We start from the raw sequence: 24,547 nt of genomic DNA on the forward strand, positions 1-24,547 counted from the left end.
GGGATTGTTATGGGCGATTGGGGGAAGAAACTATTCACCTTCCTCTACGAACCTGTTGATAGGTGTATTGACCCTGAGGGGTATATGGAAAGGGCAAAGCGCTACAGGGAGCTCCTGGGTGTTCGGGGATGGGAAGCATGGATTCCTCCTGTGGAAGAGACCCCTTTCCCTCCGGAAATTTGCCCATCGCCTTTCAAGGAGCTCAGGCACCCGCTGAGTGGAGGAAGACTCGAAATCCATATTGACGAGGAGAAAGAGAAGATTTTGAAAGTATTTGAGGATGCCTACAAGGAGCTTGGCGAGAGGTTCAAAGGGCTCAGCGAGGAACAGGGATTTCTTTACCTCTGGAGGAACCTCGAGGAGGTCATCGCGGAGAAATCTCCGGGTACAACCTGGGGAAAATACCTCCCGCTTTTCCCTGCCGATACAAGGGCGCCAAACTATGCTATATGGGAGCGGCTCAGGATACTGAGCGCCCTGGAGGATAACTGTTCTCTGTTTCTCTTCAGTATAGGCCCGGTGCAGTCCTTCATCGCCCAGGCAAGAAAAACCCAGGACTTCTATCTCGGGAGCTACATCCTCTCCTATTTGACGTTTATGGCTATTGAGGAGGTTGTTAACCGTTATGGACCTGTTTCGATAGTCTACCCGGATCTCCACCGGCAACCCCTCATGGACTGGTTCCTGCAGAAGAAGAGAATAGCGGTGGGATCCTTTAAAGATTCGATGCTTCTTGTTCCAACCATTCCTAACCGTTTTGTGGCCATCATCCCCACAGTCGAGAGCGACAAGCTCAAGGAACTCGCAAAGCTCCTTATGGAGAAGGTAAGGAAATCCTGGGAGGATGCTGCTTCGGCAATCCTCAAAGCATTTGCCATCCAGCCTGACCCTGATGTCTGGGAAAAGCTGAATTCTCAGCTTCAGGAATTCCCTTACTTCCACTGGGTAGCTATCCCCTGGAGGTCTGACGGGAAAGACGTGGTGGGGATAGATGAGTTTGAGCCCTTCTTTGCAAACCTTAAACCTTACAGGGAAATTGCCGGAGGCATAGGAGGCCTTCCATACGAACTCCTGTACTCCGCCCTTGAGCGGTCTATGGGGGCGAGGAAGAATCTGAGAGAATTTACCCAGCCAGAGGTCCTGGAGAAGGGGAGAAAGTGTTCCGTCTGTGGCGAAAGGGACGTCGTTTTCTTCCGTGAGGGCCGGAACAAGGGGAAGTTTACCCGCTATGGTGTCCCTCTCCTTGACCTTACCGGTCGAAAGGAGGTCTCTTTGAAGTTCCTTGCCGATGGAGAAGGTCTTTGCGCTGTATGTTTTGTGAAGCGTGCCTTCGAGGTGTATTTGAGGGAGAGCGTGAGCAGGTCGGTTTTTGATAAACTGACCTTTCCCTCAACGGCGGAGGTTGCCTGTGCTGATTTTAAAAGGCAGGTGCTGTCCCAGAAGCGGAAGGAACTGCAAGAGTATCTCAAAAAGGCAAAGGACCTTTTTGGAGAGGCTTTTCAGGAGGTTGAGCCTCTTCCCAAACTCAAGGCGGACTTTCGGGGTCTGGAAAACCTTGGGGGAGAGTGGTTTTACGAGGAGAACCTGCGGAAAGCATACATTGAAAAGGAGCTTGGGATATCGGTGGACGAAGAACGTCTGAAGACCCTGAGAGAGGCGTTGAAAGCCCTTTACGAGACGACTAGACCCAGTTCCTACTATGCCGTCATCACCTTTGACGGGGACGACATGGGAAGGTGGCTTTCTGGGGCTCTCCTTCCAAGCATTGAGTCAACCTACGCTTCTGGCATCTGGGAGAGGTTCCCAGAGCCCTTGAAGGACTGGATTCGAGAGAATTTCCCCCGAAATGTCGATGGCTTCACCAGAGGACTGCTCACCCCGATGGTGCACGTCTCGATGTCCCGCGCGCTGAGAAACTTTGCGCTCGAATTCGTGGGAAAGATTGTCGAAGAGGAACACCTCGGGAAGCTGGTCTATTCCGGAGGAGACGACGTTCTGGCCTTTGTGAATCTGACGGACCTTTTCAGCATCATGCGGAAGCTACGGGCTGCTTTCTCCGGACATATCAGGGTTAAGAACGGCAGAATTGAGGTCGACCGGGATAATGCTTCAGGATTTGTGGAGAAGGATGGTAGATACCTCCTCACCATGGGTCCAAAAGCCACAGGGTCCATGGGAGTGGTCATTGCTCACTACAAAACCCCTCTCCAGCTTGTCATCCGGAAGGCCTTTGCAATGGAGAGACAGGCGAAGGGTCTTCAGGGGAAGGACGCCTTTGCCATCTGTTTCATGAGACGTTCTGGAGAGGAGAGGGTGGCAAAAGCCCATTGGAGGGGGCAAGGAGTCCCTGATGTTATAGAGGCCCTGGAAAAACTGCAAACAGTGTTTCGGGGAAACGGCAAGGGAGTGCTCTCAGCCCGCTTTGTTCAAAAGGTTGCTGCTGAATTCTCTCGTCTGAAGGAAAAGAATGGTACCCTTGTGCTGAGCCAAGAACTCTTTGAGTCTCTGTTGAAGAGGCTTCTCAGAAGGTCCTGTGAATTCCCTCCGGGAACGCAGGAGCAGGAGAAGGAAGGGTTCGTGGACGAAGTCTTTGGGATACTGAATCCTCTCTTCTGGGATCTCGAGGAGAATATCGATACCTTTGTGAACTTCCTGGCCGTTGTGGTTTTCACCGTCAAGGAGGGTGAGTGAATGGTTATCAGGCTAACACCTTCTGATACGCTGTTTTTTCGGACGGGACGACCCTTCACCATGGGGAGCGAGAGCTGGGCAGACTACCTCTTTCCCCCCTTCCCGAGGACGCTGTACGGTGCCCTCAGGACTTTCCTGATTTTTCAAAGGGGGACTCTGGAGGAATTCTACAAGGGAAAGTACGAGGAGGACCTTGGAACTTCTGAGAAGAAAGGTACAATGGTCATTCGTGGTCCTCTGCTCTCCCGGGAGGAGAACCTGTACTTCCCCGTCCCCCGGGACCTGGTGGTTTTGAAAGGGGGGAAGAAAGAGCTCGTTCCGCTGGCTCTCCAGGAGCTGAAACGGGAGGCCTTCGTTTCTGACTGGGGGACGGAGTGTGTGCTGGTGTATAGAGAAGAGGGAATAGCCGAGGAGGCAGAGGGGTGGCTCGAGGAATGTTCGCTTCGAAAGTACCTGCAGGGCGGCACCGGTATCAAAGGCCTTGAACTCAGGGATGGAAGGGAGCTCTTCAGGGAAGAGCCCAAGATTGGTATCGCCAGGGACCGGCAGACCCTCACCGCCAGAGAAGGCTATCTCTACAGGATACCGATGGTGAGGCTGGAGGAGGGTGTGGCGTTGCTCCTTGAGGTTGAGGGGGTTCAGGATTTTCCGGAAAGAGGTATCCTGCGGCTTGGAGGAGAAGGGAAGGTGGTTTTTCTGGAAAGCGTGCAAGGGAGCCTGAGGGAAAGGCTCGGGTCTTTTTGGAATTCGGGGGAATGTCAGGATTCCGAAATCTTCAAGCTCTACCTGGTTACCCCGGCGATGTTCAGGAGAGGATACTTTCCTGAGTGGATAGGCGACGATTTCAGGGGAAAGAAGGAGGGGTTAGAGCTCCAGCTTCTGGGGGCGGTGGTCGGCAAACCTCTCCCTGTTGGAGGATGGGATATGTCTAGGAATACCCCTAAGGAAGTCCACAGAGCAGTACCGGCGGGGTCGGTGTACTACTTCAGGCTTCTTGGCGGCAGATGGGATGAGGTGATACAGACCTTTCATTTCCAGAACATCTCAGACATCAATCCGGAGGAGGGGTTTGGGTTAAGTCTTGTGGGGAGAGTGTAGGGGCGATGAAGAAGGTCATCACCACCGTGGGGATTTCCCTCCTGGAGAACTGTGTGGCTGAAACGAAAGCAATAGAAACCCACTACAAAGCACTGGGGGATTTAGGCTCTGCCGGTGGAAGTTATGAAGGGGAGGAGGAACGGGTCAAAAGGGTTAAGGACGCCGTTATAGGTTGGCTGGAAAGAGAGTTCAGGCTTTCCAGGGAAGAGCATACCTGCGCGGAGGTCAAGAGTCTTATCAAGCTTCAGTCAGAGCTCAAAGACGACCTGGAAGTGTACCTCCTGTGCTCCGACACCATTCTGGGCAGACTTGCCGGAGAAATCCTGTGGGAGAAGCTGAAAGAAGCGAAACCCTTAAAAAGTATAACTCCGCGGCTACCGGTAATCGTTAAGGACCTTCAGGTTGCCGATAGGAAAAGGTTCATCATGGGCGTGAGGAACCTCATCAGGGAAATTTACCGGATTGGTGAGGGGTACTGGGGGAACGTGGTTATCAACATTACTGGTGGTTTCAAGTCAACCATTCCTTACCTCTCCATGCTGGGACAGGTCAACAGGTGTCCTGTTTACTACATCTTCGAAGACGCCGAGACACTCATCAGGATCCCCTCTTGCCCTCTCAGCGTGGACTGGGAGGTTTTTGAGAAGCACGAGGAGTTTTTCTTCAGGCTGGAGAGGGAGGGGTTAATGGAGGTGAGAAAGGGGGAGGTGAACCCGGATATCGCCTCGCTCCTCGAGGAGGTTGACAACCTGGTGGCTCTGAATCCTCTGGGGGAGGTTCTCTGGGGAAAGTATCGGGAAAGATTTGAGATTTTTTGTGTCTCCGAAAGCGTCGCAAAGCAGGTGGAAAAAAACAGGGAGATTGTGGACAGGACTCTCCTTGAGCTAAAGAGGCGGTACCGTGAAACCCCTTGTCACCCGGATCTGCACCACTCCCTGACCATCCAGCTACCCCAGGGTTACCAGGTCTTCAAGCACACCCAGAACGGTCTGCAGGTGAGGGTACTGTATCAGGTTGTGAAAAGGGAAGGAAAGTACGGCAATGTGGACGAAGTTATCCGGGTGGCGGACATAGCCATCGGCAACGAGGTCCACAACGCCGGTGGAGCCAGTGAGTACGTGGAAAGGTTTAAGGGGCTTAGCGAATGTCCGCCGAAGTGTGACCTGACCTACAGGATTGACAGGAAAACTTTCGAGGGGGGTGTCATGCATGTTTGAGGTGTCGAGGTTGCTTTTTCTTGTTGCAGAGTCTCCGCTTCATCCCGGGAGTGGGAGCGAAATCGGGGTGGTGGACCTCCCGATTCAGAGGGAGAGGCACACGGGGTACCCAAAGATTGAGGGGTCAAGCCTCAAGGGGTGTATTCGAGAGAGTTTTGACTCCAGAAAAAACGACGGTGATTACAGGACAAAGATTTCGCTCCTCTTTGGCCCTGAGGAGAGCGCAGAGCACGCAGGGGCCATGATTATTACCGATGCGAGGCTCCTGTTTTTCCCGGTAAAGTCCCTGAAAGGGGTCTTTGCCTGGGTCACCTGCCCTATGGTGCTTGAGCGGTTCAAAAGAGACATTCTTGCATTTGCGATATCATTCCCGTTTCCGAACGAAATCAGTAGCTTTTCGTCCCTGGTGGGGACGGTGCCTGAAAAATCCGAGCTCTTTGTTTCGTCGAAAGTTATCCTTGAAGAGTTTGCTTTCGAAGTTCGAGAGCATGCAGGCACGAGCAAGATGGCAAATCTTTTCGCCAACGCTGTTTTCGGGGATTCCTCTTACGCCTTCTGGAAGGAGAAGCTATCCAGAAGCCTTGTCGTTTTGCCCGACGGGGATTTCTGCGAATTCGTCAAAACCTCCACCGAGATTGTGACGCGAACGAAAATTGACTCGGTTAAAGGGACGGTGCAAAAGGGTGGCCTGTGGACGGAAGAGTACCTCCCCCAGGACACCGTTATGTACGCCGTGGCGGCGTTTACCAGGGCAAGGGTTGCAGATGGTGCCCAGGAAGCTGGGGGAGTGAAGGCTCAGGAGATGGGGGCTGAGAAAATGGCTCAATTTTTTAGCGACAATCTCCCCCGTTTCATCCAGGTCGGTGGGAATCAAACGGTTGGAAAGGGTTTTGTGAGGCTGGTGCTCTACAAGGAGGGAGAGATTCGTGGAGATGAGCGTGAGAAAGCTTGAGGCTGGAAGAGCGGAATACGCTTTCAAATGTGCTAAAGAGGGAAGAGATATAGCTGCTGGTAGAGAGATCGATGGGAAAAAGTACAGGGACGGAGATTACAGGTCGAGGGTCAGGAAGCTTCCTTCCATGGTGCTCGTCAACGGTCTGGGCCAGACACTGGCCTTCATTGCTTCAAAGAGACAGAAGGAGGAGGGGAAAGAGAAGAATGCCTATGATCTGGTCTACAAGCAGCTCAGCGATTACTTCTCAAAGGAATGTCTCTCGATAAAAATGCCAGAGGGGAGGGACCTCTGCGAGTGGGTTATTTCTCTTGACTCCCAGGACTACCGGCAGGTGACGAACGAAGCCCTGGCATTCCTGAGCTGGTTGGGGAGATTTACCGAGGCACTCATAGAGGGTGAGTAAACATGAGACCCGCAGGTCAGCAGAGAAGAGGTCAGCGAGCGGTGACTTTCTTGAACCCTTCGGATACCCGGGAGATTTTAAGAGGACTCTTTGACGAGGAGGGTTTTCGGTTTCGTGACACGTTCCCAAAAAATGTGGCCCTGATTTTCTCAAAGCTTATCCCTGTGAGCGAAGAGAAGGGAAACAAAGCGAAACATCTTGGAGTTGTTCAGAGAGAGCTGGAACATGCGCTGAGGGGAGACATTCTTAGGCATCTGGAGAAGAAGGTGAGAACCCTTGTTGGAGAACTCGGAGAGGTGGGATATAAAAGCTGTGAAATACCGGCAGAAACTGTTTTCAGACTGGTGGTCGGGCTTGGAGGAGTTCACCCTGAGGAGACTTCGATGATTTTCCATCACGTGTACGGAATTCCTTATATTCCCGGGAGCGCTGTCAAGGGCGTCACAAGGCAATGGGCGGTACGGCGGATGGGAGAAGAGGTATGGCAGAAAAACCGGGATGTGGAGTGGGATGACATCCTGGAGTATCTTGTGAGTTCCCTCGAAAGGGGTGTGCTGGAGGAACGGGAAGGGTGGGAAATCGGCGAAGAAACTCAAAAGGAGTTTAAAAAAGCGGTTGCAGTATTTGGAACTCAGGAACACGAAGGAGGGGTTATCTTCCTTGACGCCTACCCTGTCCGTAACCTCAGATGCAAACTCGATATCATGAATCCCCACTACGCAAAGTACTACGAGGACGAGAATAACCCAGAGATTCCGGGGGACTGGCTTTCTCCCGTTCCCATCCCTTTTCTCACCGTCGATAGTGGAACAGAGTTTCTGTTTTTCCTCTTGAGCAGGGACTCAGAACTCTTCGATGCTATGGACCTTCTCGATACTGCGTGCAGTTGGCTGAAAGAAGCCCTTGAAAAGGAGGGTTTAGGGGCAAAGGGGAGTCTTGGTTATGGAAGGTTCCGCATCCTGAGTTCTCGTAAGCCCTGAGGCCTCTTCTGAAGCCCTTTCTGCGATTTGCGAAAAAGGAGGGAATTCTGAGGAAAGTACGTCGTAACCCGGTTTCTGGGGTATCGATAGTTTTTCGGAGGAGCTTTTGTGAAGGAGATTTTTTCGCAAATCCCCTTTTTCAGCTTTTCCTGGAGGGAGATTTGCGAAAACGCGAAATTCTCCGGAGGAGGAAACCAGGAATGAAGCGGTCAGAGAAGGGGTGGAAAAGGAGAAAGAGGCAGGAATTTTCGAAAATCGATTTTGGGAAGGAGGAAGGAAAAGGATTTGCGAAGTTCTTCTCCTTCGGTTTTCCTTGACAATTAAGGCTTTCTTCCCCTCCATACGTTGCGCAGAGAGGATCTGGAGAAGAAAACTCCCTCGATTTTCGAAGATTCCCCTCCCACTGTCTCCCTTGTCCCTTCCCACGAGGGAAAAGGCCCCCTTGCAGGAGAGGGAAAACTGGGGTATAATTGCCTCAAACTTCAGGAAAGATGTGCTCTTTGACATCTCCATAGACCGTTCGCGGGATTGAAACGAGCTAATTTCCACCACATTTTTGATACCTCCTTTTGATAACTTTGACATCCTCATAGACCGTTCGCGGGATTGAAACAAATGTTTACCAAAAGGTAATAATTTGTTTGTTCTATAGCTTTGACATCCTCATAGACCGTTCGCGGGATTGAAACATCTTCGGGTGGGAAAAAAATCGGTGCTGTATTGCTCTTTGACATCCTCATAGACCGTTCGCGGGATTGAAACTTCCTGTCTTACCCTGCTCACTTCGTAAGGTTGATCCTTTGACATCTCCATAGACCGTTCGCGGGATTGAAAAACCAAACTTGAATTGGTCCCTCAATTCTTCTCCATCGATCTTTGGCATCCTTATAGATATTCGCGGGGAAAGTTTTCTTGCGTCCTCCTGGGAGCGGATATCTTTTCCTTATGGAGGGTTGTGGAAATGGGTGGCGTTCTAAAAAGATGGCGCCTTCGTTCGATCCATGGTCGATCTTGGGCTGCATATTCTCTGTTTTAGGGCTACTGTTGGGATTCTTCTTCCACAAGTTAGATGGTTGTTGATTTTTCCCGTAAAGCTTGATATGATTCCCAAGGAGGGGATTTTTGTTTCTTAAGGGATTCAGTTAGAGATTTTTCCAGTTACTCCGCACTCTTTAAGTATTCTGCAGGGAACCCAAAGTAACCCCTCGAAGGCGTCATGGAGTTACATATCAGGGTTTCGGAATGATAGCGTTCTCCTTGCGTAAGGTATTTTGGCTCTTGTTCCTTGGGTTTTTCCTGAGCGGGTGCAGCAGAGGAGGGGTTGTCGAAAGGTCTCCCCAGGTTATGCTTCGCCCTTCTGCTCCTGCGCAAGAAGATATTTATTTTGCTTCGTGGTTAGAACTCCCTGCCGACATTATCCTGATCATCGACCAATCTGGAAGCATGAGTCGGGGGAAAGCCCCAACCGATCCCGGTAACCTGCGGATAAAATCAAGCCTTGCTTTCGTGGAGTTTATCGCCCGACGCTCCAACCGGGAAAACCCTGACAGGTTGGGAATCGTCAATTTTGGGACTGATGCACCGCGGGATCATGCTATACCCCTGACGCCTATTGCTTCCATTGATGACCCAAACGTCGGTGTGATTCAGAACCGTTTGAAGCCTCTGGACCTTGGAGACACAAGCTTTATCAAGGCCTTCCGACTTGCTGTGCAACTCTTTCGGGAAGGAAATTCCTTCCAGTATCAGAGGAACCGGGCAATTGTCGTCTTTACTGATGGGGAACCTGATGACCCGCGGAAGCTGGGGCTTGAGCAGTATTTTGCCGAACTTTCTGCCTTTCTCGAGGAAGAGATAAAGCCGAACGACATAACGGTGTTCGTTATTGGCATCGATGCGGTTGGAAAGGCATGGAGTGCCACGGTGCCGCACTGGCGAAGGTTGCTCGGTGAAGATTATGTTGTGACTGTTGCCGACCTTGCGTCGCTACCGGAGAGATTCAGCGAAATAGTCCAGAGAATTTATAAACTCCCTCCCCAGAAACCCATTCTACTCCGCCCTGGAGTCCGGGAAGAATTCGACGTACCTCCCTATCTTGCTTCACTCGAATTCTTCATTTTTTCCGGTCAACCGGATGCCACGGTGCGCATTTTTCGTCCCGATGGCAAAATTGTGCAACCAGGTGTTGACCCCGACACTCTGCCGGTGCAGCATCTCAGGACCTGTGACCTTATCGTTATGCAGGAGCCTGAGCCTGGAATATATCAGTATGAGGCAGTGGGTGCAGAGGTGCGCATTGTTCGGAATTTCATCCCCTTCCAGATGCGGCTTATCAACCCTCTTCCCATTCATCCCCAGGGTAAAACCATGCAATTTCTTGTCGAGTTCAGGAGAGCTGACGGAAAGGCCGTGAAACCTCATCCAGATTATCCTCTGGGACTTTTTGCTACCGTAATAAAGCCTTCCGGTGAACGTATCCCTCTGAAGTTCTTCCCCAGGGAGGGACAGGAAGGGGTTTATCTCGGTGAACCGAAGGTGCCTGCAGAGGTTTCCGGCGAGTACGGGGTTGTGCTCAAAGTGGTCGGCGGGGACAAATACCAGAACGAATTTCCCGTCACCGTCAAGGTGCAACCCGTTCCCTACCTTTCTGTGGAAGAACCTCAGGAAGGTATCGTTGTTAAGCCGTCTTCAGAGGTTAAGGTGAGGGTCCGGATTCTCAAGGCGGGTCACCCACTTGCTCCCGAAGGAGAGATCTCCGGTCACCCCGATTATCTCGTCCTGGCACAGATTATTCAGGCCCCTGGCGGAGAACGAGGACCGGCGGTATGGCTTTCGTATAGGAAGGAGGAGGGGATTTTTGAGGGTTCTGTGCCGGTGCCTGGAGGGAAAGAGCGGGTCAGGGAAGGGCAGTACGTGCTTGCTGTAAGGCTTGCTCCAGGAGGGGAAGCAAAAGGTTTTGCAGGAGACCAAGCCGCTGTAGAGTTTACCGTGCAGGAACCCCCTGCTCCCCTCTGGATGAGATGGCTGAAACACCGGGCTCCGGTAATGGTTCCGGTGGCGGTAATCGGACTGATTGTATTTTTGTACCTCTATTCCCTGTATCGACGTCGCTTGAGGGTCTATCTGTACTACTGGGCAGATAACTCATCGGTCGTCCAGTCGGTGGTGTTTGAGCGGCCAGGTGAGTTGAAGGATCTGATATCCTCTGACATCCCGGTTCAGGCTGTGAGGGAGGGTAAATCAAAGAGTATCCGCCTTATGCCGATGAAAGGGGCGAAAATTCTGACTCGGGATAAGAGGGAGATGCCTGAAGTTTGGATTGACCAGTCTACTACGCTTAGCATAGTTGTGGAGTCTGAGGATGGGGAAAGAAGAGTCCTGAATGTTGGTCTGAACAGGGATGAACTCACCTCTCCCTGTCCTTTAGGCGGCGAGGAGGAAGGACTCCCACCTGAAGAGGGGTTAGGAGAAGGGGGAGCGAAAAAAGAGGAGTTCGATTGGGAAAAGTATCTGTAGAGGTGGTGTTTGTATGCCCCCTGTGGAAGAGCAGGAAGTTGAGCATGTAATCCAGCGAGTCAATCTCCAGCGTGCCCTTGTTGTCGGAGTCGGAGGGTGTGGTGCTGAGGTCATCAAAAGGTTGCGGCGTCTTCTCGTGGATCGCTTTGGGAGGTTTGAGGATATACCGATTGTCAAATTTTTCTATATCGATACCGACCAGAACTGGCTTCAAACAATGGCCACGGAGGTTGAAGAAGACATTCGCCTCCCGGAACCTGAGCGCTTCGATGCTCAGATTCCAGATGCTTCCGGAATATACCGCAATATCCGTGACGGACATCTCCCTAACTATTCCTGGTTCTCTCTGGAAAAGCTCCAGCACCACACGAGGATTGTAGAAGGGGCTGGAACCATTCGCCAGCTGGGCCGTTTGTGTTTCTGGCACCACTACAGGAATATCAGAGATAAAATGGAAGCGTTGATTGCTGATCTGAATGCCGATGAGAATGCCCGGTTTATGGAGGACAGGTATCGGGTTGTCGTCGATCCAGGAATTAACGTCTATGTTATTGCCGGGTTGGCCGGAGGGACTGGTTCCGGCATGTTTCTGGATGTAGCATATTTGGCGAGAGGCGTTCTGGGACAGATGGGGATTCAGGGTTCCAACCTGGTGGTCGGCTATTTGATTCTTCCCGGGGCTTTTCGGGACCTGGGCGGGACGAATGCCTTGCCAAACGGTTATGCTGCCCTCAAGGAACTCAACTACTACAGTTACATGTACAGTCCGGATAATGAGATGGCAGCTTTGTTCGGTCGGCCAGAGTGGGTCGTGAATTACACAGGAGAGCCGGGTGGGGAGGTACGTTTTGTTTGCCAGGCACCCTTTGACTACTGTTACCTTCTGGATGCTCGTAACGAACACGTACAGCTTCACCGCAACGATATCTTTGCCATGATTGCCCGTTCGCTCTTTCACGAATTTACCCTGGATTTTGCTACTTTTAAGCGCTCGCTCCGCACCAATATCAAGAACCGCATTGTAAGGAACGATAGAAGGGACTGCCCTGCGGGATTTATGAGCTTCGGGCAGTCTGCAATTTTCTTCCCCCGGAGAGAGATTGAGCAAGCTCTCAGACACCAGCTCGCTCTCCGGGCGGTGCAGCGATGGATCAGCAGGCAGGCGGAACCGGTAGAGGTATTCGCGAGGGGCACGGGAGTTACCGACTCCCAGGAAAACGTAGAGAACGTAATCCTTTCGCTCACGAAAGAGGCGGAGGAGGATACGCTGAAGGAAGCTGTCCGCGGGTATATAATCAGGCAATTCATACCGGATGCAGGATTGAGGCGTGAGGACGTTTTGAGTGCCATTCTCGTTGAGGCAAAAGAGCGCCTGAGCGATATCCCCTATGCCCTGGTGGAGGCGGAACGGAAACGGTGGATTGCCGAAGAATGGCCCCTTGACAAATTCCTGGGTAGTCTCAGTGACTCATGGCGACGCCTGAAAAGGGACTTTACCGATGAAGGACCTGAACCTGTGAAATGGGGCGAGCAGATAAGGAAGCTTTGGGCTCATAAGGAGAAGGTGGGAAAAGAATACCGTCAAAAAATCTATGAAAGAGTTTTTGAAATGTTTGAGAATACGGCACAGTACGGCCCCGCCTGGGCACTGTGTTTTGTCCGCCTTCTCCGGGAGGCTTTGCTTGCTCTGAGAGAGAGGTTTGTGCGAGAGGCTAACGATCCGCAGACCATTGCACAGGTGCTTGGCGATGTCTACCTTATAAAAAAGGTGGCAGAGGGGAAGGGTCCTTCTCTATCTGCCATTATTGAGGCCAACGCCAGCGAGAGGTTTAGGGAAGTCGACGAAGCTATTCGGAGCCACTGGCCTTTCGGAAAGAGGGAACGTGTTGACCGGCAAGCTTATGAGTATTTGCTCCGGTGTGCCCACTGGTGTCGGGCCCGAGTAGAAGAACGGGCCCGGCGGCTGGCGGCGGAACTTGCGGAAGACCTGGTCCGCATGCTTCAGGACCTTGAGAGAGAGCTTTTGGAAAGGGCTCGAGTACTTGCCCGCCTTCAGGCAGAGCTCTCCAAACTTGCCATCGAGTGGGCGCAAAAAGCCAGCCGCACCGAAAACGTTGGTGAGCTGGTGTGCGATGACATTGTCATAAAGGCGCTTGAGGCAAAGATCGCTGCAGGAGTGGGCGACCGGTATCATCCGGACGTTGTTGCCGAAAGGGCCCTGCAGCGAGTTGGGATAGGTCTTCGGGAACTACGCGAAGAGAAAGTCGAGGCATTTTTGCATGCCCTTCTCGATGCAGCCAGAGAGGCTATTGGTGACCTCAGCGAAAGCACGCTCCAGGAAACTCGTTTTGCGGTGTACGATCTCCTCTCTGACCAGATTGGTGACAGCTCAACCCTGGATCAGGTTGTCAGCCGGGCCATAAAAAGTGGCGCACCGTTTGTGCTCCTGAATCCCAACCCACCTGGTGGTCCCTGGGGAGGGCTCCTCGTCATCAGGGGAGCAGGTATTCACGGTGGGTATAATCCCAATGACCCGGATCGGGAAAGGGCGCGAATCATTGAAAGCATCAAACGGAGCGCGGGATGGCGTCCTGCCGATGAAATCAGATCCATTGATGACACCAGTCAAATCATTTTCTTCCAGGAATGTGGCGGATTTCCCCTCAGGGCCCTTCAGGGAATCGAAGAAATGAAACAGGTGTATGAGCATTGCCGGAAAGAAGGGGGCCTACCGCTCCACATCGTCCGGGATGAAATGGCCGAGCGATATCCTGACCTCATCCCTCCGAGAGAAAACGACCTTCAGAGCGCTCTTACTATCCAGAGTGTGGGCATTCCTCTGGGATTTATCGTTCTGGCTGATTTTCCTCATCCTGATGGTTGCGGGAGGACAATCCAGATGTATGCCTACCGGCGAGAAATACCAGAGCTACCAGGGGAGTTTGAGATGATTCCCATTGGCGGGACAGTGCAGAGTATTGGCATCCGGCTTGCCTTTGATTCCGCACTCCTCCGGGAGGTGGAACAGGCCATAGATGCTAAGATAAAGAGTGCTTCTTCGGAGGAGAAGCAGAATTTCGTTCGCATCCTTCGCGAACACCTGAATAACTTTAAAGAGACCTTAAAGAAGGAGAACCCGGACGTGGACCCTGAGACGTTGCCTCTCTACCAGAAGGAGAGGGATCGGATAGTGACCTTTATAAGGAAGTATGGGTTGGGGACAGAGGGGTGAAAGGAAAAGGAGGAAGCCACTATGGTAAACCCTGAGAGGTTGTTCCAGGCCATCGCATTTGCTGCCAGAGCCCACGAGGGGGAAAAGAGGAAGGGTGAAAACCCTTCCCCCTACATCTGTCACCCCTTTTTTGTAGGTCTTGAGCTTTTGAGAGCTGGTTGTGATGAGGATACGGTGATCGCCGGAATCCTTCATGACACGCTTGAGGATGGTTTCCCCGGGCTTCCTCGGGAGGAGGTTGTGGAGGCACTCCAGAAGAATTTTGAGGCGAGAGTGGTGGAACTCATTCAGGGCGTTACGGAGCCTAAGGACCCGAATATGACCAGAGAGGAAAAAGAAAGGACCTGGGAAGAACGAAAGTTGAGATACAGAGAAAGACTGTCTTCCCTGTCTCCTGAGGTGAGGGCTATTGCCTGCGCTGACATGTGGGCGAATATCCTGGAGTTCTGGCAAACTCTGCAGAGAGAGGGGGTTAAAGCCCTGGAGATCTTCAATGTAAAGGACATAGGAAAGAAGCTCGAGCACTGGCAGCAGGAGATCAACATCTTCTACGAGAAGGACGGGGAGGGAAAATACCCTTATCTCTGTCTTGCCGATCGGGCAAGAGAAGTGCTGGAGGACATAAGGGCTCTGGTCAACAGGTTTGGGACTGGTGAACACCTGGAGTTGTAAGTCCAAAAAGCGTGGGAATAGTGCTCTGGAGAGGAAGGGTGAATGCGAAGGACAAGGAAGGTAGACTGGCGAGTTTTACGGGCCATTATGGCTGCAGTGGCTGCGGCAATATCCGGTGGGCTCTCTACGGAAGCCATAGCCAGCGCTCTCAAGGGTGAAGCATTTTTCGATACTCCAGTGGCTGTGCTCTTCTTTGCGGTTTTTCTCCTCGCTTTCTGGTGGCTTTACCGGGAAAGGAGAACCTTCCTTGCCACAAGGTTATACTGGCATGAGGTCGATCCGCACAGGGCCTTGATCGTTTTGCTCACGCTCCCCAACATTATTCCCCAGAAAACAAACGGCTCTTTTCCGTGGGTTCTCGAAAAAGGTGATACTAAGGTCATCCTGAAGGGCGAGTCCCTTGAGAACGAAGCGAACGACCCAAATCTGGAGAAGCTGCGGTGGAACTGGCAGCAGCTCATGAGGGGAATCCTTCCGCACGTCGGAACCCTTCGAGTTGTCTACCTTCTCGGTTCGGACGGTTCAGGGAGTGGATCTTTCCGGTATCTGGACGATGCCGAAGAGCTCATCAAACAGTATTTGCCGGAGGTTTCCGTGAGGCGGTTTGGCAGGCCTGTGGATTTTGAAGGAGACTTCGAAGGGCTGGTGGATTGCTTGAATCAGTGCGTTCAGGAAATCCAGTGGGAGTACAGGATACACGAAAAGGATATCGTCATCGACGTTACCGGGGGGCAGAAGACTGCGAGCATAGCAGGTGCCATGGTCACCCTGAATACCAGGGTGACTTTCCAGTACGTGAGCACAACCGATCCTCGCAAGGTGCGAGCATACGACGTAACCCTGGAGTCTCCAATTTCTCTGTAAGGAGAATGCGCTGTGGTGGTTGTGGATCTCTCGGTGCTTTTTGGCGAAAGGGCCAGGATCTCTGATCTCGATAGGTACATCGAGCAGGTGAAGGAACTGGCGGGGGAGGGTAATGACGTTGTGCTCACCGGTGCTGCCCCGGTCTGGCTCTATCTCGCGGTTGCCCATGCCCTTCATGGTAGGGCGAAAAAGCTTATTTACCGTTCCCCTGTCACAGGGGATATAGTGATTTTTGACCACACTCCTTACTGACCACGGGTGGTTACTGGATGGGTATCCCTGGGGATGTTGTCGTGGCTACCTGGTTTTCCTGGAGTCTTTGGGACTGGTATGGTCCGGTTTGCCCTGTGGGCGTGTTACTGGTTACCTTTTGTGTTGCGGTTTTTCGTTGCTTTCAGGAGCGTTGGCGGTGGATCCTCTCAGTCATCTGTATTTCTACAAGTATCGGGTCACTGTCAGGCCGGAAAGGGAACTGATCCTCCCTCAATATAAAGGTTCCCTGCTGCGGGGGCTTTTTGGACACGCACTGAAAAGGGTCATATGCCCTCGAAAAGGTTTTTCCTGCGATGACTGTGAAGCAAGATGCGTATGCGCTTACTCCCTCCTCATGGCTACACCGGTTCCCAAAGACCATCCCCATGCGGGGAAATACCGGTATCCACCCCGCCCGTACGTCATCGAACCGCCTCTCACCGAGGAACGATACTTCAACCCCAGTAGCCTCCTGAGTTTTGAGATCGTGCTTATCGGCGTGGCCAGTGAGTATCTCCCCTACTTCGTTCATGCTTTCCTGGAGATGGGCAGGCGCGGTGCTGATAGGAATATGTTTGAAGTTCTTTCTGTCGGTGCCCTGGACGTTGAAGGGAAGGAAGTTGCGCTGATTTTCAACAGAAACGATGAGTCTATCAGGGCCTCTGGTAGGAAGATAGAATATCATTTTTTCCTTGGGGAAGAGGCCAGAAATGACACTGTTACCATCGCCCTGGAAACGCCTTTGAGGATTAAAGAAAGCGAACGGCTTTCCCGGAACGTCTCCTTTCACCTCCTGGTAGAGAGGCTTTCAGAGAGGGCCTTTCTCCTCTCGCATTTTTACTGTGGTGCCACGATGGAGGATTTCCAGGAGTTTTCCCGAGACGCCAGAAAGGTTGAAACCCTGGAAAGCCAGGTTCGGTGGGTGGACTGGGAAAGGTACTCCTCGCGGCAGAAGACCCGAATGCGGCTGGGAGGAATCGTGGGGAGTATCACTTACAGAGGGGACTTCAGGAAGTACCTCCCCCTCCTGCGCCTTGGAGAACATATCCATGTGGGAAAGGCCGCAACCTTTGGTCTTGGGAAGTATCGCGTGGTGATGGGAGGGTAGGGCTGCTTTATGGAAGGGTCGCTCTATCAGGAAGTGTGTAAGGTAGAAAACCTGTTTTCCGCGTGGTGTAAAGTTAGAGAAAAGGACTCAGCTGGTGGCGTGGACAGGGTGACAATTGATGACTTTGCAGCTCATCTTGAGCAGAATCTTGAAGCACTTGCGGAAGAACTGAGGCTGTATCGCTATATTCCGGAGCCGTACTACGAGGTTAAAATTCCCAAGGGCGAGGGTGAATTTCGTTCTCTCAGCTTACCCACCGTTAGAGATAAAATTGTCCAACAGGTCGTCAAAGATCTTATAGAGCCGATACTTGAGAGAGAATTTCTGGACGTCAGTTATGCCTACAGAGAACGTAAGGGCCCACTGAAGGCTATCAACAGGGTTACCCATCTGATAGAGAACGAGAAGAGAGGATGGGTAACTATCTGTGATATTGACGACTACTTCGATAGTGTTGACCACGATTTGCTCTTCCACATGCTCTCGGAGAGGATTAAAGATGAAAAACTGCTGGTACTCATCAGGCTGTGGGTGAAGATGGGAAAAGTTGACAGAAGGCTAAGGTGGCGGGATGCCGCCAGGGGAATCCCTCAAGGAAGTATTATATCCCCGCTCCTGGCCAACCTCTATCTGCACCCTTTCGATAGAATGATGGTGGAGAGGAGGTTTGGCTACGTAAGGTATGCTGACGATTTTGTCGTCCTGAGTTACTCAGAAGGCGAAGCCTACAGGGCGTTTGAAGAGGCAAAGCGGTTCCTTAGACAGAGGCTCAAGCTGAAGCTTAATCCAGAAGGAGGCGTGAGAAGAGTTCAGGATGGTTTTGAGTTTCTGGGTGTGATGTTTCTGGCTTCAGGGAAGACTATAAGTGATGAAAAAAGGGCTGAGCTCAAGAACAAAATTAGCGATGCTATAGACTTCAGGAAGGACAGGGACCTTAGGGGGCTTATTGAAACGCTTGATGGAATTGGTAACTATTACGGAAGAATTCTCTCGCAGGCTGTTCTTGAGGAACTCGATGAATGGGTAACAGGCTGCTTGAAAAGGCACTTGAGCGAGGCCTATCGGGATGGACTCTTTGAAAAGAAGAGCGAGATTCGGGAGATTCTCTCCCGCGTAGGCTTTCTTTCCCAAAAATACCGGCTTTTCAGGCAAAGGGTGACGAGAGATATCGTTGCTTATTGCCGAAGGAAGACAAATGGTCCTGCAAAGGTCCCCGTTCCCAGGCCATCCGAGAAAGACTTTATCAAACGGAAGAAGAGAGAGTACCAGAAACTTGAGTCCGGAGGTTTTGAGCTGGTTATCAGTACCCCTGGGGTATTCGTGGGTAAAACGAAAAGGAGTATTTCTGTGAAAGAGCGGGGGATCAAAAAGTACGAAGTGCCTCTACTCAACCTCAAGAACATCTCCATCCTCTGCAGTGGCGTTGCCATCTCGTCAAATGTTATCGCTTACTGTGCTGAACATGGTGTGCCTGTCGACTTCTACGGTGCTGGTGGGGAGCCATATGCGAAGGTCTATCCCTTGCGGTTCCCGTCGGCCTCGCTCGGCATTGCCCAGCTGGAGGCGTTGAAGAATGGAAAGGGGGTCGTTTTGGCAAAGAGCTTTGTGTTAGGCAAGATACGGAATCAGATCAATCTTGTAAAGTACTACTCCAAATACAGGAGGGATAAGGACGTAGATTTTACCGAGGTTCTTGATGACAAGTTGTCGATGATGGAATCGCTGGCAAAACGCGTAAGCAGTCTCCAGGGCCAGGACGTCGAAGCTCTCAGGGGTGAACTTTTTGCCCTGGAAGGCCTGGCATCAAGCTGTTACTGGGAACTCGTTAAGAGAATGCTCAATGACTACGTCGATTTTGAGGGGAGAGTACGTCACGGAGCCACAGATCTCGTGAACGTCCTTTTAAACTACGGTTATGGCATCCTTTACTCGAGGGTGTGGGAGGCCGCCATCAAGGCAGGTTTAAACGTCTACATAAGCTATTTACACAAACCGCAAGAGGGAAAACCGACTCTTGTCTTCGACCTTGTTGAAGAATTCAGACAGCAAGCCGTTGATAGGGCTGTTTATGCGCTTATAACGAAAGGTGAAACGTTGGAAGTGGAGAGAGGTCTTTTGAGCGACGAGACGAAGGGGAAAGTAGCGCGAAAGGTTCTCGAGAGGATAAACACTGTGGAGGTTTTTCGTGGCAGGGAAAAGAGACTTTTCCAAATAATGGAAGAACAGGCCAGAACGGTTGCAGAGTTTCTTGAGGGGAAAACACACTCTTATCGTCCTTATGTGGGTAAATGGTGACGAAAAGATACGTTGTTGTCGCATATGATATAGCTGATGATGAAAGGAGGAACAGGGTATCGGGCATCCTTGCCATGTATGGTTGGAGGGTGAACAAAAGTGTCTTTGAGTGTTTTCTCAAGGATAGCGATATAGAGGAACTGAAGAAAAACATCGCAAGCCAGATTAAGAAAAACGAAGACATAGTGCTGTACTATTACCTGTGCAGGGATTGCATAAGGAAGATCGAAAGGGTTGGGAAACACCCTTCTGGGCCTCAAACGGTGGAGTTGATTTAGCTTGGAATTTGCGAAAGGGGATTTCTTTTGGGAAAATGCCCACCGTACAGGGGTTTTTGAGGATTTCAGAGGGAGGAGAGAGTGGAGGAAAAGACGATCGATTTTTTCGCAAATCCCCCTTTCCGGTTCTCTCTGGAGGGAGATTTGCGAAAATGCGAAATTCTCCGGAGGAGGAAACCAGGAATGAAGCGGTCAGAGAAGGGGTGGAAAAGGAGAAAGAGGCAGGAATTTTCGAAAATCGATTTTGGGAAGGAGGAAGGAAAAGGATTTGCGAAGTTCTTCTCCTTCGGTTTTCCTTGACAATTAAGGCTTTCTTCCCCTCCATACGTTGCGCAGAGAGGATCTGGAGAAGAAAACTCCCTCGATTTTCGAAGATTCCCCTCCCACTGTCTCCCTTGTCCCTTCCCACGAGGGAAAAGGCCCCCTTGCAGGAGAGGGAAAACTGGGGTATAATTGCCTCAAACTTCAGGAAAGATGTGCTCTTTGACATCTCCATAGACCGTTCGCGGGATTGAAACGATGAGACAAGACTTGAGCCAGCCACATACTACTTCTTTGGCATCTCCATAGACCGTTCGCGGGATTGAAACACCTCATCGGCCTTGGGCCCTACATGCCCTGGGACCTTTGGCATCTCCATAGACCGTTCGCGGGATTGAAACAAAAAGTTTTCCCTGGGTAAGGGTTATAAGGGGGGGATCTTTGACATCTCCATAGACCGTTCGCGGGATTGAAACAAAACTGTTTTTGCTACCTTATCACTAACATCCTGAACTTTGACATCCTCATAGATCGTTCGCGGGATTGACGCCAGGCGGCGTCGGAGGAAGGCTTTCAGTAAGGCACGAACGTCACCGAAAGCAGGGCCATGGCAATGGTGGAACTCGAAAACGTTACTGTCTGCACGAGTTACTCCTATCACCGGCTTCAACCATAAGGCGTTTTCGAGGATCTGCTGGCACAAGGTAGCACTCCGGAAGTGCAGCAAAAAGCGGCAGAATGTAGGAAGCCTGTGGGTACAGGAAACCCCTGTTTGAGTCTTGTGACTCCGTGCGGTGGGCTCCCGTCAACTGGTCCTGGAGCCCAGGAGTCGGAAGTATTACAGGCAATTCATTGGCTTTACTGGCGGTGGTTGTTCGAACCCCTGTAAAGGTGCCAGTATTCGAGGTGAGGGTGTAAGCTTGGAGCGTAGATTTTCCGCACTTTCCCGGGAATTTCCCAGATTCCCGACGGCCAGTCCCTCTTGTTCTCCCAAACTCAACGCCTCTTTAATTTACTCAAACCTCAGGACTTCTTGAGCCTGTACAGGTGTCCTTGGGAATCTCAAGATCTTTCCTTTTTCCGGCATCCTCAAACTCAAGAAGTCTTGACTCTTCTCAAACTCCCCCGCCTCTTGAACTCGTGGAAATTCGCAAAGCCCCTCCCGGAATGCTACGGCATCCCATCCTTGCCCTTGGAGAAACCCCCTTCACCATTGAATCCCTCGGAGAATTTTCTCTGAAACCCTCAGGAAAAGATTTCAGACTCGAGTGGGGATTTCTTACTCCTTCGAAACGGGACTTGGAGCGTTTTCATGAATCAACAAAAGTCCAGGTATGTTGAGCGTAATCGGGTAGTTATGGAACTCTGTGGCTGGGTGGTGACGGGGAAGTCCGTCGGTGGATTTAATGAGCCTTTGGGGTTAAAAATGGTGAAGGTAGCAATAGCGTACCGGGTGGTTCTGGGAGTTCCGGAAATCAGAAAAAAGGTAAAGGACGAGGTGGACTGCAGGATGTTAGGGTTCGCATAGGTACTCCAGCAGAAACCTTGCAGGAACCTTCACTCAGGGTCTGACAGGGTCAGAGAAGGGTGGAGGGAAACCGACCTGACGTCAAGGAAGGAGGTGAAGCGACGCTCCTCCCCATACCTAAAGGTAGGGGTCTCCGCGTCGCAGCGTCTTGATGAAGAAGTTTCTACTGGTTACTTTTGTTGTTCTCTTTCTCTTTGTTCTTGCTGGGCTTGCTCTCGCCGAGACGCTGAGAATCTACTTCCTCGACGTTGGCCAGGGCGACGCTTCGCTTGTTATCTCCTCCGCGGGCGAAGTAATTCTCATTGACCAAAAATCCGTCACTGAAGGCTCCGGCTTTTAAGCCTGGGGATGAAAGCGGCTTTAGATTGTGTTATAAGGGAAGGAAGTATGAAATACACCAACGTCGTCCGGGTTCTTCCAGATAAACGGCAGAAGCAAGTCTTGGAAATCATTGGGGACCGCTGTGCTGCCCTCTGGAACACCATCCAGTACAGGTGCAGACAGGCCTTCTTCGAGGGTGAACCCGTGCCTTCCTACGAAACCCTGTGCTCCGAGTTCAAGGAGCACCCGGCATACAAAGCCCTGCCCGCTCACATCGGGCAGGAGGTCATCAAAAAAGCAAGGAAGGCGTGGGATTCGTTCTTCGCGCTCTTGCGGCTGTACCGCAAGGGCGAGATGGAGAGGCCGCCGCGCATACCCCGCTACTGGAAGGACCGCCGCACGAGAAGGCGCATATTCTGCATCATCCCCGTCAAGGCGCCCACGTCCTACTCCCTGAATGCTCGTTGTCTCTCCCTCACACTACCGCAGGACCTCCGGAAGGGGCAGGGAGATCGCCTGGTCCTGCACACGAAGGGTGTCCTGCGCTTCCACGGTACCCCAAAAACCCTGGAACTCAAGTACGACCGGGTGAAAAAGCGCTGGTACGCCCACCAGGTGGTGGAAGTGCCAGAACCAGTGAGAAGAACCCGGCCTGAAAAGCGCGCCGCCTTAGATTTAGGTGCCAGAACGCTTGCTGCACTGGCTATCGAAGGATTCCACCGCCAAATCCTCTTTTCCGGTCGTGGAGTCTGGAAGGACTTCCTGTACTGGACGAAGCGAATTGCAGAAGAGCAGGCAAGGCTCTCCAGGGCCGGACGGAGAACTTCCCGGCAACTGAGGAGGCTCTACCAGGTCCGTACCCGAAGGCTCAAACATGCCTTTGTTGCCTTGGCCGCAGAGACCACACGTATCCTCAAGCGACACCGTGTGACCACGCTGTTTTTCGAAGACCTAACGGGCATCCGCGAGGACATGGACTTCGGGCCGGGGAACCTCCTGGTGCACAACTTCTGGGCTTTCAGAATGCTCAGGAACCTCATAGAGGCTGCCTGCGTCCGGGCCGGGATAGAAGTCATTCCTGTCGAACCGCGCGGAACCTCTTCCCGTTGTGCCGTCTGCGGATCCCCGCTCGAGCGTTTCGTCCGGCACAAGGTATCCTGCAGCAAATGCGGCTGTGTTTGGCACGCCGACGCCAACGCGGCGATCAACATACTGTTTTTGGGCTCCTCGAAGGGGCACGGGGCGGAGGCCACGCCCCTGAAGCCGCTCGCCCTCCGGTGGAACCGCCACCGGTGGGTAAGCCGCTTCGAATCTGCCGCTGGTACGCTGTATGCGGCAAGCGGTAGCCGGATGGCGGCTTAAGAACCGCCTGAAGGAATCCCCGGGCTTTAGCCCTGGGGAGGAAGTCAATTCTGCACCCGAGAAGAGGCCCTCAGGAGTGGAAGAAGGCCGTGCAAGGTGTGTAAGCCATGAAGCGTCGGGGAAACCGTGAGGACAACTTACGATCGCTATAGCAAAGCCCCTGTGCCGGTTTGAAGAACGTTTGATTTCCCGTTGTTGTCAAACTGTTGTCAAAGTGGGGTTTTGCGGGATGGCCAGGTGGCTGGAAGCCTTGAAAGAACTGGTCGGGGCGAGCCGACTTGAACGGCCGACCCCCTGCTCCCAAGGCAGGTGCGCTTGCCAGGCTGCGCCACGCCCCGACAGAGAGAATTATACCAGAGTCTCTGCGCTTTTCAAGAAATGCACGGTGTCTTGGGAGAAACGCTGGGAGGAATATGGAAGAATACAGGAGGGTTATTCCCCAAAAAGCAGGAAAGGAGGAAATGCGTGGAGCATCTCATCCTTCCCAGGAGTTCTTTCGACCTTTTTGTGGAGTCCCTGGTCCGCCGCGGAAAGGTGGTTGCGCCTGTCGCAAAGGGTAATGGGCAATTCGTGTTCTCCGAGGTTCAAAAAGGCAGCGACATCGCCCTCCGGTACATTCCGACCATTCTCCCCCCAAAGAAGTACTTCATGCCCCAGTATGAGACTCTTGCGGAGTACGACACCCGCAGAGGACAGAAACTCCAGCCAGTGGTAGAGGTTGAGTCCCTCATCCTCTTTGGGGTACACACCTGCGATCTCGCAGGCATTCAGTGTCTTGATGTGGTCTTCAGCGACCGGCCCAAGGACCTGAACTATCTCGTCCGCAGAGAGTACATCACCGTCATCGGACTCGAGTGCAACGACTACTGCGATACCTATGCCTCCTGTGGGCTCATGGGGACGTTCCTTCCCCAGGGAGGATATGACCTCTTCTTCACGGATCTTGGAGAGTATTTTCTCATCCAGGTGGGCACCCAGAAAGGTGAGGACCTCGTGCGGGATATTCCTTTTCTCGAGCGAGCACAATCGCAGCATCTTGCCGAGCTCGAGGCGCTCCGGGCCAGGAAGGCCCAGATTTTCCGCCCCGAGGTCCCTGTGGACCGCGCTTTTCTTCCCCGGATGTTCAGGGAGGGTTTTGAGGCGGGAGTGTGGGAGGAGATTGGTGGTCGGTGCCTCTCCTGCGCCAACTGCACCAACGTCTGCCCCACCTGCTATTGCTTTGACGTTCGGGATGTTCCCGATGTGAACCTCGTGACCGGAAGGCGTATCAGGGTCTGGGATTCCTGCCAGAATGAGCCCTTTGCGAAAATTGCCAGTGGAGAGAGTTTCCGGGCAGAACGATCTGACCGGAAGCGACATCGGTTCAACCGGAAGTTTTCGTATCCTGTGAAGCGGTACAACCGATTCTTCTGTACCGGTTGCGGGCGGTGCAGCCGGGTCTGTATGGCAAAGATTGATCTCAAAGAAACCATTACCCAGCTTGCTCAGGAAACCGGGTATCTCAGGACATGAGG

The 24,547-nt window shown here is 52.2% G+C and carries 18 protein-coding genes and 1 tRNA gene; 18 read left to right on the forward strand and 1 reads right to left on the reverse strand.

Features of this window, described 5'->3' with window-relative positions:
- Positions 1 to 9: 9 nt before the first annotated feature.
- The 17 genes from cas10 (at position 10) to ACPT9Q_RS09705 (ending at position 23,033) form a co-directional block, all read left to right on the forward strand.
- Positions 10 to 2,691 carry a type III-B CRISPR-associated protein Cas10/Cmr2 gene (gene cas10 / locus ACPT9Q_RS09625; protein WP_427365697.1) on the forward strand — a complete coding sequence of 894 codons (2,682 nt, stop codon included), beginning with the start codon at positions 10 to 12 and terminating at the stop codon, positions 2,689 to 2,691.
- Positions 2,692 to 3,789 carry a type III-B CRISPR module-associated protein Cmr3 gene (gene cmr3, locus ACPT9Q_RS09630; RefSeq protein WP_427365698.1) on the forward strand — a complete coding sequence of 366 codons (1,098 nt, stop codon included), beginning with the start codon at positions 2,692 to 2,694 and terminating at the stop codon, positions 3,787 to 3,789.
- Between the two features lie 5 nt (positions 3,790 to 3,794).
- Positions 3,795 to 5,006, forward strand: a complete 1,212-nt coding sequence (locus tag ACPT9Q_RS09635; protein WP_427365699.1) for a putative CRISPR-associated protein — start codon at positions 3,795 to 3,797, stop codon at positions 5,004 to 5,006.
- Positions 4,999 to 5,958 (forward strand): type III-B CRISPR module RAMP protein Cmr4, encoded by a 960-nt coding sequence (gene cmr4, locus ACPT9Q_RS09640; protein ID WP_427365700.1) that lies wholly within the window; start codon positions 4,999 to 5,001, stop codon positions 5,956 to 5,958. The genes ACPT9Q_RS09635 and cmr4 overlap by 8 nt, the downstream gene beginning before the upstream one ends.
- Positions 5,939 to 6,364, forward strand: a complete 426-nt coding sequence (gene cmr5, locus ACPT9Q_RS09645) for a type III-B CRISPR module-associated protein Cmr5 (RefSeq protein ID WP_427366760.1) — start codon at positions 5,939 to 5,941, stop codon at positions 6,362 to 6,364. The genes cmr4 and cmr5 overlap by 20 nt, the downstream gene beginning before the upstream one ends.
- A gap of 2 nt (positions 6,365 to 6,366) precedes the next feature.
- Positions 6,367 to 7,344, forward strand: coding sequence for a type III-B CRISPR module RAMP protein Cmr6 (cmr6, locus tag ACPT9Q_RS09650; RefSeq protein ID WP_427365701.1), 978 nt, complete (start codon positions 6,367 to 6,369; stop codon positions 7,342 to 7,344).
- Positions 7,345 to 8,787: 1,443 nt separating this feature from the next.
- Positions 8,788 to 10,860: a vWA domain-containing protein gene (locus ACPT9Q_RS09655; protein ID WP_427365702.1), complete on the forward strand. Its 2,073-nt coding sequence runs from the start codon at positions 8,788 to 8,790 to the stop codon at positions 10,858 to 10,860.
- A 13-nt stretch (positions 10,861 to 10,873) separates the two neighbouring features.
- A complete protein-coding gene (locus ACPT9Q_RS09660; RefSeq protein ID WP_427365703.1) occupies positions 10,874 to 14,092 on the forward strand; it encodes a tubulin-like doman-containing protein in 3,219 nt (1,072 codons plus the stop codon).
- 21 nt (positions 14,093 to 14,113) lie between these two features.
- Positions 14,114 to 14,764, forward strand: coding sequence for an HD domain-containing protein (locus ACPT9Q_RS09665; protein ID WP_427365704.1), 651 nt, complete (start codon positions 14,114 to 14,116; stop codon positions 14,762 to 14,764).
- Between the two features lie 42 nt (positions 14,765 to 14,806).
- A complete protein-coding gene (locus ACPT9Q_RS09670) occupies positions 14,807 to 15,628 on the forward strand; it encodes a hypothetical protein (protein WP_427365705.1) in 822 nt (273 codons plus the stop codon).
- Between the two features lie 12 nt (positions 15,629 to 15,640).
- Entirely contained in the window at positions 15,641 to 15,880 is a 240-nt protein-coding gene (locus ACPT9Q_RS09675) for a CRISPR-associated protein Csx3 (RefSeq protein WP_427365706.1), read from the forward strand.
- A gap of 157 nt (positions 15,881 to 16,037) precedes the next feature.
- Entirely contained in the window at positions 16,038 to 16,988 is a 951-nt protein-coding gene (gene cas6, locus ACPT9Q_RS09680) for a CRISPR system precrRNA processing endoribonuclease RAMP protein Cas6 (RefSeq protein ID WP_427365707.1), read from the forward strand.
- A gap of 9 nt (positions 16,989 to 16,997) precedes the next feature.
- Positions 16,998 to 19,283, forward strand: coding sequence for a CRISPR-associated endonuclease Cas1 (gene cas1, locus ACPT9Q_RS09685; RefSeq protein WP_427365708.1), 2,286 nt, complete (start codon positions 16,998 to 17,000; stop codon positions 19,281 to 19,283).
- A complete protein-coding gene (cas2, locus tag ACPT9Q_RS09690; protein ID WP_427365709.1) occupies positions 19,277 to 19,561 on the forward strand; it encodes a CRISPR-associated endonuclease Cas2 in 285 nt (94 codons plus the stop codon). Before cas1 ends, cas2 begins: the two co-directional genes overlap by 7 nt.
- Before the next feature lie 1,573 nt (positions 19,562 to 21,134).
- Complete coding sequence (locus tag ACPT9Q_RS09695; RefSeq protein WP_427365710.1) at positions 21,135 to 21,350, forward strand: hypothetical protein; 216 nt, start codon at positions 21,135 to 21,137, stop codon at positions 21,348 to 21,350.
- A gap of 151 nt (positions 21,351 to 21,501) precedes the next feature.
- Positions 21,502 to 21,690: a hypothetical protein gene (locus ACPT9Q_RS09700; protein ID WP_427365711.1), complete on the forward strand. Its 189-nt coding sequence runs from the start codon at positions 21,502 to 21,504 to the stop codon at positions 21,688 to 21,690.
- Positions 21,691 to 21,737: 47 nt separating this feature from the next.
- Entirely contained in the window at positions 21,738 to 23,033 is a 1,296-nt protein-coding gene (locus ACPT9Q_RS09705) for an RNA-guided endonuclease InsQ/TnpB family protein (protein ID WP_427365713.1), read from the forward strand.
- 260 nt (positions 23,034 to 23,293) lie between these two features.
- Here the strand turns inward: ACPT9Q_RS09705 and ACPT9Q_RS09710 are convergent.
- A tRNA-Pro gene (locus ACPT9Q_RS09710) sits at positions 23,294 to 23,371 on the reverse strand.
- A gap of 127 nt (positions 23,372 to 23,498) precedes the next feature.
- Here ACPT9Q_RS09710 and ACPT9Q_RS09715 point away from each other — a divergent pair.
- Positions 23,499 to 24,545: a 4Fe-4S dicluster domain-containing protein gene (locus ACPT9Q_RS09715; protein WP_427365714.1), complete on the forward strand. Its 1,047-nt coding sequence runs from the start codon at positions 23,499 to 23,501 to the stop codon at positions 24,543 to 24,545.
- Positions 24,546 to 24,547 lie beyond the last annotated feature (2 nt).

Origin of the sequence: Candidatus Caldatribacterium saccharofermentans (assembly GCF_050267035.1) — a bacterium.
GTDB lineage: Bacteria > Atribacterota > Atribacteria > Atribacterales > Caldatribacteriaceae > Caldatribacterium > Caldatribacterium saccharofermentans.

What these genes read in the sequence shown, in the direction of transcription:
- cas10 (WP_427365697.1), top strand. Translation starts at nt 10, where the DNA reads ATGGGCGATTGGGGGAAGAAACTATTCACCTTCCTCTACGAACCTGTT.
- cmr3 (WP_427365698.1), top strand. Translation starts at nt 2,692, where the DNA reads ATGGTTATCAGGCTAACACCTTCTGATACGCTGTTTTTTCGGACGGGA.
- ACPT9Q_RS09635 (WP_427365699.1), top strand. Translation starts at nt 3,795, where the DNA reads ATGAAGAAGGTCATCACCACCGTGGGGATTTCCCTCCTGGAGAACTGT.
- cmr4 (WP_427365700.1), top strand. Translation starts at nt 4,999, where the DNA reads ATGTTTGAGGTGTCGAGGTTGCTTTTTCTTGTTGCAGAGTCTCCGCTT.
- cmr5 (WP_427366760.1), top strand. Translation starts at nt 5,939, where the DNA reads ATGAGCGTGAGAAAGCTTGAGGCTGGAAGAGCGGAATACGCTTTCAAA.
- cmr6 (WP_427365701.1), top strand. Translation starts at nt 6,367, where the DNA reads ATGAGACCCGCAGGTCAGCAGAGAAGAGGTCAGCGAGCGGTGACTTTC.
- ACPT9Q_RS09655 (WP_427365702.1), top strand. Translation starts at nt 8,788, where the DNA reads ATGAGTCGGGGGAAAGCCCCAACCGATCCCGGTAACCTGCGGATAAAA.
- ACPT9Q_RS09660 (WP_427365703.1), top strand. Translation starts at nt 10,874, where the DNA reads ATGCCCCCTGTGGAAGAGCAGGAAGTTGAGCATGTAATCCAGCGAGTC.
- ACPT9Q_RS09665 (WP_427365704.1), top strand. Translation starts at nt 14,114, where the DNA reads ATGGTAAACCCTGAGAGGTTGTTCCAGGCCATCGCATTTGCTGCCAGA.
- ACPT9Q_RS09670 (WP_427365705.1), top strand. Translation starts at nt 14,807, where the DNA reads ATGCGAAGGACAAGGAAGGTAGACTGGCGAGTTTTACGGGCCATTATG.
- cas1 (WP_427365708.1), top strand. Translation starts at nt 16,998, where the DNA reads ATGGAAGGGTCGCTCTATCAGGAAGTGTGTAAGGTAGAAAACCTGTTT.
- cas2 (WP_427365709.1), top strand. Translation starts at nt 19,277, where the DNA reads ATGGTGACGAAAAGATACGTTGTTGTCGCATATGATATAGCTGATGAT.
- ACPT9Q_RS09695 (WP_427365710.1), top strand. Translation starts at nt 21,135, where the DNA reads ATGAATCAACAAAAGTCCAGGTATGTTGAGCGTAATCGGGTAGTTATG.
- ACPT9Q_RS09700 (WP_427365711.1), top strand. Translation starts at nt 21,502, where the DNA reads ATGAAGAAGTTTCTACTGGTTACTTTTGTTGTTCTCTTTCTCTTTGTT.
- ACPT9Q_RS09705 (WP_427365713.1), top strand. Translation starts at nt 21,738, where the DNA reads ATGAAATACACCAACGTCGTCCGGGTTCTTCCAGATAAACGGCAGAAG.